The 15,472-nt window shown below is 62.3% G+C and carries 12 protein-coding genes; 10 read left to right on the forward strand and 2 right to left on the reverse strand.

Annotated features, from left to right (window positions below):
- Positions 1–163: 163 nt before the first annotated feature.
- From BPHYT_RS03065 to BPHYT_RS03095, 7 genes are all read left to right on the forward strand, one after another.
- Positions 164–817 carry a response regulator transcription factor gene (locus BPHYT_RS03065; RefSeq protein WP_083772060.1) on the forward strand — a complete coding sequence of 218 codons (654 nt, stop codon included), beginning with the start codon at positions 164–166 and terminating at the stop codon, positions 815–817.
- Between the two features lie 152 nt (positions 818–969).
- A complete protein-coding gene (locus BPHYT_RS03070) occupies positions 970–1,674 on the forward strand; it encodes a response regulator transcription factor (protein WP_012431693.1) in 705 nt (234 codons plus the stop codon).
- A gap of 104 nt (positions 1,675–1,778) precedes the next feature.
- Complete coding sequence (locus BPHYT_RS03075) at positions 1,779–2,423, forward strand: response regulator transcription factor (RefSeq protein ID WP_012431694.1); 645 nt, start codon at positions 1,779–1,781, stop codon at positions 2,421–2,423.
- A 260-nt stretch (positions 2,424–2,683) separates the two neighbouring features.
- Positions 2,684–3,430 (forward strand): aquaporin Z, encoded by a 747-nt coding sequence (gene aqpZ / locus BPHYT_RS03080; RefSeq protein ID WP_012431695.1) that lies wholly within the window; start codon positions 2,684–2,686, stop codon positions 3,428–3,430.
- A 54-nt stretch (positions 3,431–3,484) separates the two neighbouring features.
- Positions 3,485–7,927 carry an ATP-binding protein gene (locus tag BPHYT_RS03085; protein ID WP_012431696.1) on the forward strand — a complete coding sequence of 1,481 codons (4,443 nt, stop codon included), beginning with the start codon at positions 3,485–3,487 and terminating at the stop codon, positions 7,925–7,927.
- Between the two features lie 496 nt (positions 7,928–8,423).
- Positions 8,424–8,858 carry a CHRD domain-containing protein gene (locus BPHYT_RS03090; protein ID WP_012431697.1) on the forward strand — a complete coding sequence of 145 codons (435 nt, stop codon included), beginning with the start codon at positions 8,424–8,426 and terminating at the stop codon, positions 8,856–8,858.
- A 117-nt stretch (positions 8,859–8,975) separates the two neighbouring features.
- Positions 8,976–9,932, forward strand: a complete 957-nt coding sequence (locus tag BPHYT_RS03095) for an alpha/beta hydrolase (RefSeq protein WP_012431698.1) — start codon at positions 8,976–8,978, stop codon at positions 9,930–9,932.
- Here BPHYT_RS03095 and BPHYT_RS03100 read toward each other — a convergent pair.
- On the reverse strand, positions 9,902–10,744 hold the full coding sequence (locus tag BPHYT_RS03100; protein WP_012431699.1) for an EcsC family protein: 843 nt from the start codon (positions 10,742–10,744) through the stop codon (positions 9,902–9,904). The genes BPHYT_RS03095 and BPHYT_RS03100 overlap by 31 nt on opposite strands.
- Positions 10,745–10,881: 137 nt before the next feature.
- Between BPHYT_RS03100 and BPHYT_RS03105 the strand changes: the two genes are divergently transcribed.
- Positions 10,882–12,477 (forward strand): MDR family MFS transporter, encoded by a 1,596-nt coding sequence (locus tag BPHYT_RS03105; RefSeq protein ID WP_012431700.1) that lies wholly within the window; start codon positions 10,882–10,884, stop codon positions 12,475–12,477.
- 31 nt (positions 12,478–12,508) lie between these two features.
- Positions 12,509–13,018: a MarR family winged helix-turn-helix transcriptional regulator gene (locus tag BPHYT_RS03110; protein ID WP_012431701.1), complete on the forward strand. Its 510-nt coding sequence runs from the start codon at positions 12,509–12,511 to the stop codon at positions 13,016–13,018.
- Positions 13,019–13,143: 125 nt separating this feature from the next.
- Here BPHYT_RS03110 and BPHYT_RS03115 read toward each other — a convergent pair whose 3' ends face one another.
- Positions 13,144–14,421, reverse strand: coding sequence for an amino acid deaminase (locus tag BPHYT_RS03115; protein ID WP_012431702.1), 1,278 nt, complete (start codon positions 14,419–14,421; stop codon positions 13,144–13,146).
- A gap of 159 nt (positions 14,422–14,580) precedes the next feature.
- On the opposite strand from BPHYT_RS03115, the gene BPHYT_RS03120 reads away from it, so the two are divergent.
- Positions 14,581–15,471: a MurR/RpiR family transcriptional regulator gene (locus tag BPHYT_RS03120; protein WP_012431703.1), complete on the forward strand. Its 891-nt coding sequence runs from the start codon at positions 14,581–14,583 to the stop codon at positions 15,469–15,471.
- Position 15,472 lies beyond the last annotated feature (1 nt).

The following is a 15,472-nucleotide window of genomic DNA, read 5'->3' on the forward strand; positions in this document are numbered from 1 at the left end:
CCGCAGGATTCAGAGCGCTCCGATTTTCTTAGGGTTATAGCGGTGATTTTATGGCCGCCTTGGCGCGCTATGCGTTCCGAGGGGCCGTTAAAGCAGGCGCAGAGTCATTAAGATTTTTCTGCGTATGCGCAGTCACTCCTACAACAAACGAGAGAAAATCCTGGTGAGTATTCGAATTATCCTAGCGGACGATCATCCATTCGTAATCCTTGGCGTCCGCGCCGCGCTGGAAATGCAGGCCGGCATCACCGTCGTCGATCAGGCGACGGATCCCGTTTCGCTGATCGAATGCTTGCGGAGCACGCCCTGCGATGTTCTCGTTACCGATCTCTCGATGCCGGATCATTCATTCGCCGTCGACGACGGTCTCAATCTCGTGCGACGCATCCGCAGTTGCTGGCCGCAATTGCGCATCGTGGTAATGACAACTCTGACAAACCCCGCGATTCTTCGCGCCATTGTGTCGGACGGCGCCGTGAGCATGGTCGGTAAAGCTGAGTCGATGGACGAACTTCGACAAGCGGTCTTGGCGGCTCGAGATGGTCACGCGTACCTCGGACGTTCCATCATCGAAGCACTGGCGCATCCGCAGGATTGCGAGTGCGAACGACCGCCGGCGCCGCGTTTGACGGGCAAGCAGGCCGAAGTTGTCAGGCTGCTGGTCAGTGGCCAATCGATCTCCGACATCGCGGCTGCGCTCGGTTGCGATCGCCGCACGGTCACGCGGCAAAAACGCGAGGCAATGGCAAAATTAGGCGTCACCAATGATCCCGGTCTTTTCTCTTACGTGCGTGCTTATGGAATTCTTAATTTTTAATTGTATATCTAAGCATTTTATTTTGTGAATTAAGTGAGGTTGTTTCGGAGCGATCTTATGGTTATTCTCGGAGAAGTATTTAATGATCGCGAGAAGAGCCGTTTTGTTCGTAAAGAGGCAGCAGTTAATTTGGGACGGAGGAGAAATAAAAGATGCGCGACACCGCCGAGGTAAGCACCCCCGTTCGCGCGATCATCGCGGACGATCACCCATTGGTGCTGTTGGCGATTGAAAACCTGATGAGCGGCTATCCGAATATGGAAATTGTCGGTCGTGCAGCCGACGCCACCGAACTCTTCGCGGAAATCGATCGCAGTTCATGCGACCTTGTGCTCATGGACCTCTACATGCCGGGCGGTTCGGATGGCAGCGGACTGGAAGCCGTCAGGCAATTCAAGACGCGGTACCCGGACATCGCGCTCGTCGTGCTCACCATGGAAACCGAGGCGGCCGAACTTCAAAAGGTGATTTCGCTCGGCGTCGAAGGACTGGTGAGCAAACGCGACCGGATCGACCTGATCCACGTGGCCGTCATCACGGCGTTGGCGCGCGAGTGCTATGTCGGGCCCGCGGTGCGGGCGTTGATCGCGGACGCAACGGCGATCCAGCGGCTCGACTATGTCCGGAAGGTTCTCTCGCGCCGCGAACTCGAAGTGTTCACCCAGTATGCGTCGGGGTACGGCGTGACTGAGATCGCCGCGCGTTTGGAGCGCAGCGTCAAAACGATCAGCGCGCAGAAGTGCACTGCCATGCGCAAGCTGGCCCTGCGCAGCGACGCGGAACTGTTCCGGTTCGCGGTCGAGTACGGCGTGATTCCCGAGGAGCGCATCCCGAAGCGGCGATGCGCCGGGCAGTAAATCAGTGACGTGTCGCGTTGCCGCGCGACGAATAGAAGATGTGTTGGCACCGCCCGGGGAAGCACACCGCGTGCAGGGCGTGCCAAACGATAAGACAACAGAAAATGAGACAGAAGATCCGCGTCATCATCGCAGACGATCACGACTGCGTTCGCGTCGGCGTCAAGCGCGTGCTGCAAGCCGCGCCGCACATCGAATGTGTCGGCGAAGCGGCCGACACGCAGGGGCTGGCGGAGTTGCTCGACGACCGCGCGTGCGACGTCGTCGTTTCCGATGTCAGCATGCCAGGCATCGATGGCGGCAGCAACGCGGTGTCGTTTTTGCGCCGCCTGCTGCGGGGCCAGTCGCATCCTTGCGTCGTGGTCCTCACCATGATCTGTCATGCACACATGCTGTCCGGACTTTTGCATATCGGCGTGGGCGGAATCGTCGATAAACGCGAGACTGTCACCGCATTGATCGATGCGATTGAGGCCGCTTTTGCCGGGCACATCTATCTGTCGGAACACGCGCGGGTCGCGATCGATGCGGCCGACGCGCCGCCGCAACTGCGCGCCGGCATGCTGAGCGCACGCGAGTGGGAAGTATTCCAGCTTTATGTGCAAGGTCTTGCCGTCCATGAGATCGCGGTGCGACTGCAGCGCAGCGGCAAGACCATCAGTACGCAAAAACGTAGCGCGATGCGCAAGCTTGGGCTGGAAACGGAAGCCGACCTGATCGATTATGCGCGGCAGATTGGATTGGCCTGATTTGATCTGATATCCGGCGGCCATATTGCATTGCGCCGTCAGCAAATAATTTTGGAGAACCAGGAATTTAGGAGTCTTCTGATTGGTTGCAGGACGCTGCCGTCTCATAGTTCTCAATTCACTGCGGCTTTATTCCGTGCTCACCTGATGAAGCAGTCGTTTCGTCAAGCTGACCGATGCCCGGGCCGTGAGAATACAGGCAGATTGGTGACGGTAATCGTGCGACACCGTCTGCCTGGCGGACAGAACCAGGAGGCGGCATGGATGCGTTAGGTAAGCGGTTGTTATTCGAGGGTGTCGGAACGGCGTGGCTGGTGTTCGTCGGCTGCGGCAGCATCGTGTTGAACGTCGGTGCGATCCAGCAGGCGGGCGGTGTGCTGGAAGTCGCGCTGGCATTTGGCCTCGCCCTCGCTACGGCCATCTATTGCTTCGGCGGCGTGTCCGGCGGTCATTTCAATCCCGCTGTCACCGTAGGTTTCACGGTCGCGCAACGTTTTCCGGTCAGGGATCTGCTCCCCTATATTGCGTCGCAGATTCTCGGTGCGATCGTTGCCGCCGCGCTACTGCTTTACGTGGCGGGCGGGCGTCCAGGGTTTGATCTGGCCGCGAGCGAGTTCGCGGCAAACGGCTTCGGCGACCATTCTCCTGCCGACTATCAACTGCATTCTGCGGTGGCCGTCGAGTTCGTGCTGGCCTTCGGTTTCGTCATGGCAAGCCTGTTGATCGCCCACAGGCGAGACATGGCGCCGATCGCGCCGCTGGTCATCGGCGCTTGCCTGGTCCTGGTCTATCTGGTGTCGATTCCGGTGACCAACGGCTCGGTCAATCCCGCCCGCTCCACGGCCCAGGCGCTGTTCGTCGGCGACTGGGCGCTGGATCAGCTTTGGCTGTTCTGGGCCGCGCCGCTGTCGGGCGGTGTCATGGCTGGGGCGCTCTTCTCGTTTGTGCACGGCAAGGCAGACCTCGCCGCCGCCACGCTCGCCGACGGGCGCGGCGAAGTTGCCTGAGTGTTGCCAAGTACCATCATCGTGTCTGCCGTCAATTTCGTGCCGGGCGCTGCAATGAGGCGTGTGCTTGCACGCATCTCGCTGTGTCTGTTCGCATGGCTCTCATTGGTCGCCGCGCAAACAACAGCCGTTGCCCAATCGTTCGACAATCGCTCGAACACTCAGGTTGTCGCCAATTTTCCCGCGAAACTGACCGTCGGCGTTCTCGCTAACAGCTGGCTGCCGTTCGACGCCCTGCAAGACGGCCAACTCACCGGTATGAGCGTCGACTATCTGCGCGCCCTTGTCGGGCCGAACGTGGTGATCGAAGCCAAGGCGTTTCCGGACCTGCCGCAATTGCTTGCCGCCGCTTGCGCCGGACAGGTCGATCTGCTGACGAGCCTTGCCCGCACCCCCGAGCGCGAGCGGTGCCTGAGTTTTACCGCGCCTTATTTCCGCTCTTCCTCGTCGGTCGTGGTGCGCCGGGACAGTAACAGTTATGGCAATCCCGCCCAGTTGGCGGGAGCGCGCATCGCGCTAGAAAAAGGTTTTGCGATCGAGCGTGTGACACGGGAGCGCTTCCCGCACGCCCAGATCACCACGTTTGCCGCGACGCGCGACGCACTCGCCGCCGTGATCCAGGGCGACGCCGATGTTTATCTCGGCTTCACTGCGGCCGTGCAATATGCCTTGTCCACCGACGAGTTTCGTGGCTTGCGAGTGGCCTTCGAGGAGAACACCAAAACTTCCAATTTGCGCTTCGCAGTGCCTCGGATTCAGACTGCGTTGCGGGACCAACTCGATCGGGCGCTCGCGTCGATGAACCCGGCCGACGAGGCGGCGATCCGCATGCGCTGGCTATCCGGCAACTTCGACGCGAAGCCTGTGCCCGCCACGCCGCGTCTCGCGCTGACGCCGCAGGAGCAGGCCTGGCTTCATTCGCTGCCGCCGTTGCAAGTTGGGTTCGATAACAGTTGGGCGCCCTTCAGTTACGTCGACGGTTCCGGCCGGCCCGCGGGCATTGCCGCCGACTATCTGACGTATTTGAGTCGCACGCTCGGCGTCGTGTTCAATCGCGCAAGTACGGCTGACTGGCCCGCCGCGATCAATTCATTTCAGCGCGGTGAACTCGCGATCCTCGCCACCGCTTCGAGTCACGATCCACGCCTTACGAAGGCGCGGCACACTAGCGCCTACGAGAGCTACCCGCTTGTGCTCGTCGGGCGCGAGGACGAACCGGCGGCTCGCTCGTTGAACGATTTTTCGTCACGCCGCATTGTCGTTTCGTCGCATGTCGCCGGGGCGCTTGCACTGGCGTTCCAGCGAATTCCGGCGGACCACGTCGTGGTCGCGCCCAGTCTCGACGAGGCGCTCAAGATGGTTGAGTCCGGCGAGGCGGACGTTCTGGTGGGCAACGTGGCCGCCACCGATATCCTGCTCAAGCAACAGTACGGCGGCGTCCTCAAGATCCTTGGCACGGTTGGCGACTCCGACGCGCTCGACTTTGCCGTACGCCCGGACCTGAGCCCACTCGCTGGCTTGATCGACCGTGCATTGCTGGCTATGCCGCCCGCGGAAAAGCAGCGCATCCGGCAGAAGTGGGTCACGGGCAATGCACCGGCGGCAGGCACATGGAGCGTGACCGCGGTGCGTCTGCTGCCGGTGCTGATCGGCGTCTGCGTCGTGCTGCTGATCACCCTGCGTGCCTATCTGTTGCTGCAGCGTGAAGTCCGGCTGCGCAAGAAAACGGAGCGGGAACTGGAACTGCAACTGAACTTCCAGGAAACGTTGATGAAGACGGTGCCCTATCCGCTCGTCGCCAAAGATCTCGACGGCCGTTATCTCGCAGTCAACGAAGCCTATGAGCAAGCCTGCGGATTGAGCCGCGACGCGGTCGTCGGACGAACCAGCTTGCAGGTGCAAACGTGGGGCGAGGCCAATAGCCGCATCCTGGACGAGATGACCCGCGAGATGCTGAACGGCGGCGAGACTGCGCAGGTGGAGTTGCAGTTCGAGCGCGGCGCGGGCAACGTGCGGCATGGCCTTTTCTGGACCCGAATCTGTCGCGGCAGTGACGGGCAACCGGCTTGCGTGCTCGGCACGATGGTCGATATCACCGATATCCGGCGCGCTGAAATGCGTGCGCGCGAAACCGAGCGGCGCCTCTTCGACGTGACGCGCTCGCTGCCGGCCGTCGTGTTTCAACTGCGTCGCACGGCGGATGGAGCGTATACGTTTCCGTATATCAGCGGCGACGCGCGTCATCTGCTGGGTGGGCGAGGCAGTTTGCAGAACGTCAGCGATCAGGTCGATTTCCAACGGGTGTGCGAGGAGGATCGGGCGTTCGTGCTGGCTGAACTCGAGCGCTCGGCGCATAGCGAAACGCCGGTCAACATGGAGTTCCGTTTCGCCGGCGACCAGGACATTAAATGGGCGCGAGCCGAACTGGTACCGCGCCGCGAATCAGATGGAAGCGTCGTCTGGAGCGGTTACTGGGTGGACGCCAGCTTGGAGCACGCGCGCTCCGACGAGCTTGCGCGAGCGCGCGACCTGGCCGAAGCGGCCTCCCGTGCCAAGGACGATTTCTTCGCCATGATGAGCCATGAAATCCGCACGCCGATGAACGGCGTGCTCGGGCTCGTGGAAGTGCTCGAGCGCACGCCGCTCAACGCGGACCAGGGCGAAATGCTGGGCATGATCCATGAGTCGGCGGGTGCGCTGCTGCAGATTCTCGACGACCTGCTCGACTATTCGAAAATCGAAGCGGGGCGGTTGACCATCGAGGCCGAATCCATCGACTTACGTGAACTGGTGGACAACGCTGTCGGCCTGCTGGCTGGCCGCGCCCATGAAAAGGGCCTGAAAGTGCGCGTGGATATCGGGCCCGACGTCGCTGCCACCCTGCGCGGCGACAGTGTCCGACTCCGGCAGATTCTCTTCAACCTGCTAGGCAACGCCATCAAGTTTACGCCGCAGGGCGAGGTTGACGTGTGCGTATCGGTCGTTGCGGAAGGCGACGGCATTCAGACGCTCGAAATGGTCGTCGAGGACACCGGCATCGGCATCGCGCCAGAAGTGCAGGCCAAGCTGTTCGAGCCGTTCGTGCAGGCGGAATCGTCCACCACACGGCGTTTCGGCGGCACGGGCCTCGGTTTGACGATCTGCCGCAAGCTGATCGATCTGATGAACGGCTCGCTCACCTTGCGCAGCGAACCGGGTAGCGGCACGTGCATGACCGTGCGGCTCGCCATGCCTGTCGAGACACCGCGGTATTCGGTCAACGGCTTGCGCGGCAAACGCGGAATCGTGGCAACCGGCGACGCGCGCGTCGCACAGGCGCTGATGCACTTTGGCGAGGCGCTTGGACTCAAATTGCGCCACGTCTCGCCTGATGCGCCGGAACTGCACGATCGCGCTGCACTCGCCGAAATCGATCTACTGTTCTTGAGTGAAGATGTGATCTTGCCAGCGGACATGAGGCCGCGCACGCGATTCATCTGTCTGACCGAGAAGCCGAAGCCGACGGGTTACCGCATTCTCGACGACAACGTGCGCGTCAGCATCAATCCCATTTCGTGGCGCGGCCTCGGCGCCGCGTGCGCCGCTGCGATGACGGGGCTGCCGTCGGCGGGGCCTCGATCGGCGGCCATGTCGCGCACGCCGGAATTCGGCGCTTCGCCTCCGGATCGGGAGCGGGCCATTGCCAGTGGGCGGCTGATCCTCGTCGCAGAAGATCATCCGGTCAATCAGGAGTTGATCCGTCATCAGCTCGCCTTGCTCGGTTTTGCCTGCGACGTGGCGAACGACGGCGCCGAGGCGCTGGCCGCGCTGGAACATACGAGTTATGGCTGTCTGATCACGGATTGCCACATGCCGAACGTGTCCGGGTACGAGCTCACGCGCCGTATTCGTGAAAATGAGCAGGACGGCGCTTATCGCCTGCCCATTCTGGGTATCACGGCGAACACCGCGCCCGAAGACCTGAATCTGTGCCGTGACGCGGGCATGGACGATAGTCTCGTGAAGCCGACCCGGCTCGCCACGCTGCGTGATTATCTGAGCCGTTGGTTCGGCACTGACAGCGCGTGGCAAGCCGCGCCTTCGGAAGCAGTCAGCACGCCGGCGGTCGCTGTGCCTGATGTGCGTGGCGGTGCGCAACCGTTCGTGCCGGTCGACCTCGCGCACATGACCCAACTGTGGGGCAGCGAATCGACCGTCAAGGCTTTGCTCGACTCGTTCGTGTCGTCCGTGCGTGAGGACGTGCAGTCGTTGTCGCCGTTGCTCGAGCGAGTGGAGTCCGAACGTACGGAAGTGGAACGTGTGCGCGAGTGGCTTCATCGCGTGGCGGGGGCGGCGAGCGTCCTGCAATATCCACCGCTGCTCGACGCACTTGAAGACTATCGGCGTGAAATCACCATCAAACCGCCGGAACGTGTGCGTGATGACGGGATGCTGTTAATCGACAAGTGCAATGCCATGCTCGACGGAATTGAACAGCAGGCCGCCTTGCTCGTATAAGGTACCGTTCCCGCGAATGTGATCGCTTCGAAGCGCCAGCGCCTCTGTAGTTCAGGGCGCGACAAAGAGGCCAAGCGGGCCAAACAGACGAAAAAAAACGCGGCCGAAGCCGCGTTAAAGATTTGGAGACTTCCCTCGATGAAGGAGTCACTTCTCGCAAGCAGAAGCATAACCGGGATATTGCGATTCATTCATTACAAAATCCGCAATTAACTGTTTGAGGAAATCGATTAAAACGTCACCCGGACGCGTTCGGATCAATATCGCATGCACGTATGTGTGTCTGAAACGACCGATTAATCACTACGGACACCTACAAACTAGCCGCGCTTTTCAGCGCGCCTGAAGCAAGCGCACTAAACGCAGTCTCACTAAAAAAACGCGCGATGCCACGCGCGCTCCAGCACAAACAGATTTGACGGATTTGCACTAGTATGTGGTGGCTTCGCGCGCGGCCGAGTGTCGGTGCGGCGGTGCATCAAGTCCGGAGAAGACCATGATTGCGCTTCGAAAAGTGAATCTTGCAGTGGTGTTGTGGGCGTTGGCGTCGGGTGTCGCCTTCGCGGATACGGTGGCACTGAAGGCGGATCTCGAGCCTTCCAGTGAAGTGCCGCCTCGCGTGAGCCACGGGCACGGCATGTTGGACGCCACCTTCAACACGTCGACGAAATCCCTGCAATGGACGGTCACCTATGAAGGCTTGAGCGGCCCGGCAACCGCCGCGCATTTCCACGGACCCGCGCCGGTGGGCCAAAACGCCAAGGTTCAGGTGCCGATCGACAAGGGCGCGCTCGCGAGCCCCATCAAAGGCTCGGCGGCGCTGACCGAACAGCAGGTGACGGATCTGATGGCGGGGCAGTGGTACTTCAACGTTCATACCGCGCAGAACCCGATGGGTGAAATTCGCGGGCAGGTTTTGCCGGCGAACTAGGCGAGCGGAAAGCCTTACCCGGCGCTGCCGGCGTTTTCAAGATTAGAAGCCGCCATCCACCGGCGCAGCCGCGAACGCACGTAACATGACAGGACACAATCGAAGGAGCGTGTCCCGATGAGTTGGCAAAGCGCACTCGCGTGCTGGTATCTGCGCCGGCAGTTTCGACCGGAAACCCTCAAGCCGCGCATCGATGTCGAAAGAGCGCGCGCGCTGACCGCCAGGCGCGCCTGGTCGCCGCGAGTACCGGGCGGCTGGCGTCTGCGTGAGCTTTACAGTCAGAACGATGCGCCGTTGCGCGGCGAGTGGCTCGAACGCGCCGACCGCGCGTCAGCGGCAAACGCCGGACCGACCGTGCTGTATTGCCACGGCGGCGGCTACTACTTCTGTTCACCGCGTAGCCATCGCTCGATCGTATTCGGTCTGGCGACGCGCGCCGATGGACCGGTTTTTTCCCTCGACTACCGTCTCGCGCCCGAGCATCGTTTCCCGGCGGCGCTAGACGACGCGACCGCGGCCTACCGTCAGTTGATCGCCAACGGCATTGCGCCGGAGTCGATCGTCATCGCGGGCGATTCAGCGGGCGGCGGTCTTGCGCTTGCCACGCTGGTGGCGCTGCGCGACGCGGGCGACCCTATGCCCGCAGGCGGCCTGCTGTTCTCGCCGTGGACCGATCTGGCCGCGACCGGCGCCAGCATCCGCGCCAACGACAATCTCGATCCCATGTTCAGCGGCTCCGCGATCGAGCGGGCGGGGAAAATCTATCTCGGCGACACGCCGGCCACGCATCCCTACGCGTCGCCGATCTATGCCGACCTGCACGGCTTGCCGCCACTCTTCATCATGGCAGGCAGCACGGAAGTGTTGCTCGACGACTCGCGGCGCGTGGCCGACAACGCGCGCGCGGCGGGCGTCGACTGCGAACTCGAAGTGTGGAACAAGATGCCGCACGTCTGGCCGATCTTCACGCCGTTCATCCCCGAGGCAAATCGCGCGCTCGATCACGCCGGCGCCTTCGTGCGGCGCGTGACGAGCCGCGCGGCTCAGCCGTCGAGCGCGATGTCGATCGTCTGATAGGCGGCCTCGATCGTCGCCTGGCCGTATTGCCGTTCCAGCCGACGCACGGTGAAGTGACCGTGCGCGACCTGCTGGAAGTGGTCGATGAACACCGTATTGACCATCGCGCCGAGCACCGCGCCGATCGCTGGAATCGACTTCGCGGCAATCTGTTCGCTGACCTGCACGGAGAAACGTGCGGCGATCGTGTTGAGCAGGCGCAGCAAGGCCGCCGAGCCATGCGCGGTGAAGCCCTTGGTGGCGATTTCGGATGACGCCTTCGACACCGCCTGCGCGAGCGCGCCGCGCATGATGAAGTAACCGAAATCGGCGTCATCGTCGGCTTTCGACGTGCCGCCCATGCCGAGCACCGTCAGACATTGCAGCTGCGTGTCGATCGACGTCAGATCCTCGCCCTCGCTGCGCGCGATATCGCAGATCGAGCGGAACATCAGCGTGGTCGTGACGGGCAGTTCGACGGGCAGCGCGAACAGTCCGAATGCGCCGCCGGCCGCGCCGGTGGTCGCCACGGCAAACTTGTGCAGCAAGTTGCTCGGCTTGTCGGGCACCGCCAGCGGCGTCGCGCCGTCCTGCCGTCCGAGCGTGCGCAGCGCGATTGTCAGGCACTTGCGTAGCGCCAGCTCCGTCGCGTCGGTGACTTTTTCGTTGGCGAACGCCGGCATGCGCGAGAGCAATTTCTCCAGCGGCGCGCCGACGATGCTCGCCAGCTTCATCGCCAGCGCGGGGCTCTCCAGTTCGTGTTTCGCGCGGCGCAGCGCCTTCAGATCGTCGTCCGATAACGATTGTGTTGCGAGCGAACTCGGCTCCATGTGCCTCCCTGGCGTCATGTGATTTCATTTTTCCGTCGGTTGCCGTGCGGCTAATCGCAGCGGCTTGTCCCGCTTAGAGCGTCGCACCGTGGTATGATTCCCAATCGTTTGACGTGTCAACTGTTGCGCTATCAAAAATGGCTGTCCATACCGCGGCCCACCATTCGAGTGGGCAAGTTCTACCGTTCCGCGAATCGCTGCTGGCGATGCTCGGTATCTCCTTCGTCACGATGCTGGTCGCGCTCGACCAGACGGTGGTCGGCACCGCGCTGCCTACGATCGTCGCCGAACTCAAGGGTTTCGAGTTGTACGCGTGGGTCGCCACGTCGTATCTGCTGACCTCGGTGATCACCGTGCCGATTTTCGGCAGGCTCGGCGATTATTACGGGCGCAAGCCGTTCGTGATTGCGTCGATCGTCGTGTTTACCGCCGCTTCGGTGCTGTGCGGCATGGCCAACAACATGCTGTTTCTCGTGCTCGCGCGCGGCCTGCAGGGCATCGGCGGCGGCATGCTGGTCGGCACCGCGTTCGCCTGCATTCCCGATCTGTTTCCCGACTCCGTCGTGCGTCTGCGCTGGCAAGTACTGATGAGCTCGGCGTTCGGCATTGCGAACGCGGTGGGGCCGTCGCTCGGCGGGTTCCTCACACAGTATTACGGCTGGCGCTCGGTTTTCTACGTGAATCTGCCGGTCGGCCTGCTGTCGCTGTTTTTTGTCTGGCGCTTCCTGCCGCATCTGCGTCATGTCGAACACGAAGGCAAGATGCGCCTCGATTGGCCTGGCGCCGTGCTGATCGCCGTGGCGCTTGGTTCGCTGCAGTTGTTCGTCGAGTTGCTGCCGAAGCATGGCGTGACCTTGGGCGCGATCGCGTTGCTGGTGCTGAGCGTCGCGTCGGCTTACGCGTTGTGGCAGTGGGAAAAGCGTTGCCCAACGGCGATCCTGCCGGTCGACATGTTCCGCAACCGCAGTCTCGCCGCGCTCTTCACGCTCGCCGTGCTGGGCGGCTTTTCGATGTTCTCGTTGCTGTTCTATGCGCCGTTGCTGTTCCAGGGCGGCTTCGGCATGTCGCCTAAAGAAGCGGGTCTCGTCATCACGCCGCTGGTCGTGTTCATCACAATCGGCAGCATCGCCAATGGGCGCATTGTCTCGCGCGTGCGTAATCCCAATCTGATGCTGTATATCGGCTTTACGCTGCTCGCGCTCGCGTGCCTCGGCGTGGTCGTTGCAACGCGCGCCATGCCGCAGTGGCTCCTGATGTCGTTCATGATCGTCGGCGGATTGGGACTCGGTTTCGTCATGCCGAACCTGACGATCTTCGCGCAGCAAACCGCCGGCCGCGAACACCTCGGTATCGCGACGGCGCTGTTGCAGTCGCTGCGGATGATCGGCGGCATGATCGGCACGGCGCTGACCGGAACGCTGGTCAGCCATATGTACGCGAGCGGCGTGCGCAGCGCGTTGGACAACGATCACGCGTCGCAATGGCTCGCGGACCTTGGCGACCCGCAAATCCTCATCAATCGCGACGCGCAAGCTACTTTGCTCGGCCAGCTGACGCACGCGGGTCATAACGGCGCGATGCTGCTTGAGACCGCGCGCGAAGCGCTCGTGTCAGCGATTCATCTGGGGCTCGCCATGGCCGCGATCATCGCCGCGGTGTCGGTGTGGCAGAGCCGCAGAGTGCCGCCGATCAAGCTCCAACGCAAGCTCGAGCCCGTGATTCACGCGGACTGATTTTTTAGACTTACCGTTTTACTGACAGATCATGGAAGAACAGGACCGCGTCGCCGTCATGCAGCAATTCGGCCGCACATATCGGGCGTTCATGTCGGCTTTCGAGGCGCACGTCGGCCATCCGTTGCCGCGCTGGCGCATTCTGCTCGCGCTGCACGACCAGGGCGGCGAGTCGTCGCAGAAGCGGCTGGTGGAGCGCTTGCGCGTCGATCCGGGCGCGCTGACCCGGCAGCTGAAAACGCTGGAAGGTTTGGGCTGGATTGCTCGCAGCATGGATACGCGCGACAACCGCGTGACCAATGTGCGCCTGACGGAAGCGGGGCAGTCGGCAACTAAAGCCAGCTTGCCGCGCCGCAATGCGTTTCTGCACGACACGATCGCCGTGCTGCCGGACGAGGCGCTGAATGCGCTGTCGGGTGCGTTGACGATGCTCGAGGCGAGGATCGGCGAAGTCGCGGCGACGGCGAATGCAGCCGGAGCGGGCGAGGCTGCCGCTCAGACGCCCGAGACAGCGGGGAGTGAAGCGCCACGTCAGCCTTGATTCAGCAGAAGGACGGGCGCGATTAAACATAGTAGTTCGGCGCAGCGGCGCTAGAGATCACGCGCTCCGCGACACCACGAAAGGCGCGCCTCGTTGCCCGAGAACGCGCCCTTCGAGCAGCCACATCAGAAGAACGTTTCGATCACTTCCGTGACGCGATACGCCGGATCGACCACCAACACCTGACGCCACTTGTCGAACGTCAGACACGGATGCGAAATGTCGAACGCGATCATGTCGCCCACTTTCAGGTCAGCGCCTGCCGGAATCCGCAGATACGCGTGTTGATCCATCAAACCGAAAATCTCCCAGCCTTCACCTGCGGCAATATCGCGCGGCGCTTCGTTGCCCGGACGATAGTGGCGCGCCGGTTCCGGCATGCCGGCGTCGAACGCCGAATCGCGCTTGCCTAGACCGATGATCGCGCGATCCGGCTCGGGAATCGACTGCACATAGGCCCACAATTGCAGCGCGGGAAGCAGCCCTTCGCCCATTTTCCTGGCGACCGGATTGCGCGCGAAAATGTCCGTCTGCGCCTTGCGATAGATGCCGACGTCGTGCGTCAGATAGCAGCCGGGGCGCAGCACGACTTCTACCTTGCCGGTCTCCGAAGCCTTCACGAATTCTTCCGCGACCACGTCGTACCAGGCCGAGCCCGCGCCTGACAACACAGCCGGCGTACGCGCAAAACGGCCTTGCTCGACGAGTTCGCGCGTAACCGCAACCGCGCTTTGCAGGAACTCGCGTACTTCGTGTTCTTCCTTGAGCACGCCTTCATACAATTCGACGCCGGCGAGCTTCAGCGTGTCCGGATAGCGTGCAATGGCATCGAGCACGGCATTGCGCTGCGCCGCGTCGCGCACGCCCGTGCGGCCGCCCGGCACGCCGAGTTCGAGCAGCACCTGCAACTGCTTGTTCACCGACTTGAAAAACTCGCCCAACTGCTCGACGCCTTCGACTGAATCGACAAGGCAGAAGAATTCGAAATCCGGATCGCTCAGCAACTCGGCGACCATCATCATGTTGTGACGGCCGACCAGCTGGTTGGCCATGAGAATACGCGAGACGCCGCCGTGATAAGCCGCGCGCACCTGATGCGCGGTGGCGAGCGTGATGCCCCACGCGCCATTTTCGAGCTGACGGCGAAACAGCTGCGGCGCCATCGTCGTCTTGCCGTGCGGCGCGAGTTTGACGCCGTATTGCGCGACGAATGCCTGCATCCACTTGAGGTTGTGCTCCACGCGGTCCGCGTACAGCACGGCGGCCGGCAGGCTCACGTCTTCGTTCAGCAAATTCCACTCGAGGCGCTTGGCATCCGTGAGTTGAATGCTGGTGCCCGGAACCATGCCCAAGCCCTTGCTATAAGGATCAATCGTTGCGCCCTGATAGTTTGTAACTTTCATGTCTCCTTGCTCCATCGTCCGGTTAAATTGAATCGAAGTTGACTTTACCATGTTACCGAAAGTACGATGCATGGAGAAATGTTATTTAGTACCACGGCTTGCGCCAAGGCGCGAGGTTGATGCCCCGCTCAGCCTTTGCGCAGCCTTCCATAGTCTGCAATGAACCTAACCGCCGAACCGCTGGCTTTCGATATCGTCGCGCGCATTGCCGAATGCGCACCGGAACTGCGCTCGGCTGAACGCAAGGTCGCCGCGCTGATTCTCGACGATCTGACGGGCGCCTCGCGCGCCAGCATCGGCGCGCTCGCGCAGCAGGCCGGCGTGAGCGTCGCGACCGTGACGCGCTTTGCCAAGGCGGTAGGCTGCCGCGATGTGCGTGAGCTGAAACTGCGGCTCGCGCAGGCGGCCGCCGTCGGTCAGCGCTTCCTGCAGGCCGGCGGCCCAAACGACGCGCCCGAGCCGATCGCGACTCGCGTGTTCGATGAATTGCAGACCGCGCTCGCGCACAACCACCAATTGCTGCGCCAGGCGCCGCTGGGCAATGCGGCTGCGGCTTTGCGCGGCGCGCGCATGATCTACGTGTTCGGCATGGGCGGCGGCTCGACCGCGCTCGCCGACGAGATGCGCTTCCGGCTCGTGCGCCTGGGCCGGCCTGTCGCGACCTATCAGGACGGCTTGCTGCAACGGATGGTGGCCAGCACTGTGTCGCGCGAATGCGTGGTGATCGCGCTGTCTACTACCGGGCGCGTGCCCGAGATGGTCGAGAACTGCAAGATCGCGCGCAGCTATGGCGCGACCGTGATCGCGCTGACCGCGCCGGCTTCGCCGCTCGCGCGGCTCGCCGATTGGGTGATTCCGATCGTCGCGTTTGAGACCGATTTCATTTACAAGCCGTCGTCGTCGCGTTACGCAATGATGATGGCGCTCGATGTGCTCGTCACCGAACTTGCCGTCAGTCAGGGTGACGAGAGCCGCGAATTGCTGCGCCGCATGAAGCATGTACTCGACACGCACCGCGGCGGCGGCGATCGACAACCGTTAGGAGACTGAT

Source organism: Paraburkholderia phytofirmans PsJN (assembly GCF_000020125.1).
GTDB lineage: Bacteria > Pseudomonadota > Gammaproteobacteria > Burkholderiales > Burkholderiaceae > Paraburkholderia > Paraburkholderia phytofirmans.

Bases quoted from the DNA above. Each gene is read 5' to 3' on its own strand.
- BPHYT_RS03070 (WP_012431693.1), top strand. From the start codon at position 970: ATGCGCGACACCGCCGAGGTAAGCACCCCCGTTCGCGCGATCATCGCG.
- BPHYT_RS03075 (WP_012431694.1), top strand. From the start codon at position 1,779: ATGAGACAGAAGATCCGCGTCATCATCGCAGACGATCACGACTGCGTT.
- aqpZ (WP_012431695.1), top strand. From the start codon at position 2,684: ATGGATGCGTTAGGTAAGCGGTTGTTATTCGAGGGTGTCGGAACGGCG.
- BPHYT_RS03085 (WP_012431696.1), top strand. From the start codon at position 3,485: ATGAGGCGTGTGCTTGCACGCATCTCGCTGTGTCTGTTCGCATGGCTC.
- BPHYT_RS03090 (WP_012431697.1), top strand. From the start codon at position 8,424: ATGATTGCGCTTCGAAAAGTGAATCTTGCAGTGGTGTTGTGGGCGTTG.
- BPHYT_RS03095 (WP_012431698.1), top strand. From the start codon at position 8,976: ATGAGTTGGCAAAGCGCACTCGCGTGCTGGTATCTGCGCCGGCAGTTT.
- BPHYT_RS03100 (WP_012431699.1), bottom strand. From the start codon at position 10,744: ATGGAGCCGAGTTCGCTCGCAACACAATCGTTATCGGACGACGATCTG.
- BPHYT_RS03105 (WP_012431700.1), top strand. From the start codon at position 10,882: ATGGCTGTCCATACCGCGGCCCACCATTCGAGTGGGCAAGTTCTACCG.
- BPHYT_RS03110 (WP_012431701.1), top strand. From the start codon at position 12,509: ATGGAAGAACAGGACCGCGTCGCCGTCATGCAGCAATTCGGCCGCACA.
- BPHYT_RS03115 (WP_012431702.1), bottom strand. From the start codon at position 14,421: ATGAAAGTTACAAACTATCAGGGCGCAACGATTGATCCTTATAGCAAG.
- BPHYT_RS03120 (WP_012431703.1), top strand. From the start codon at position 14,581: ATGAACCTAACCGCCGAACCGCTGGCTTTCGATATCGTCGCGCGCATT.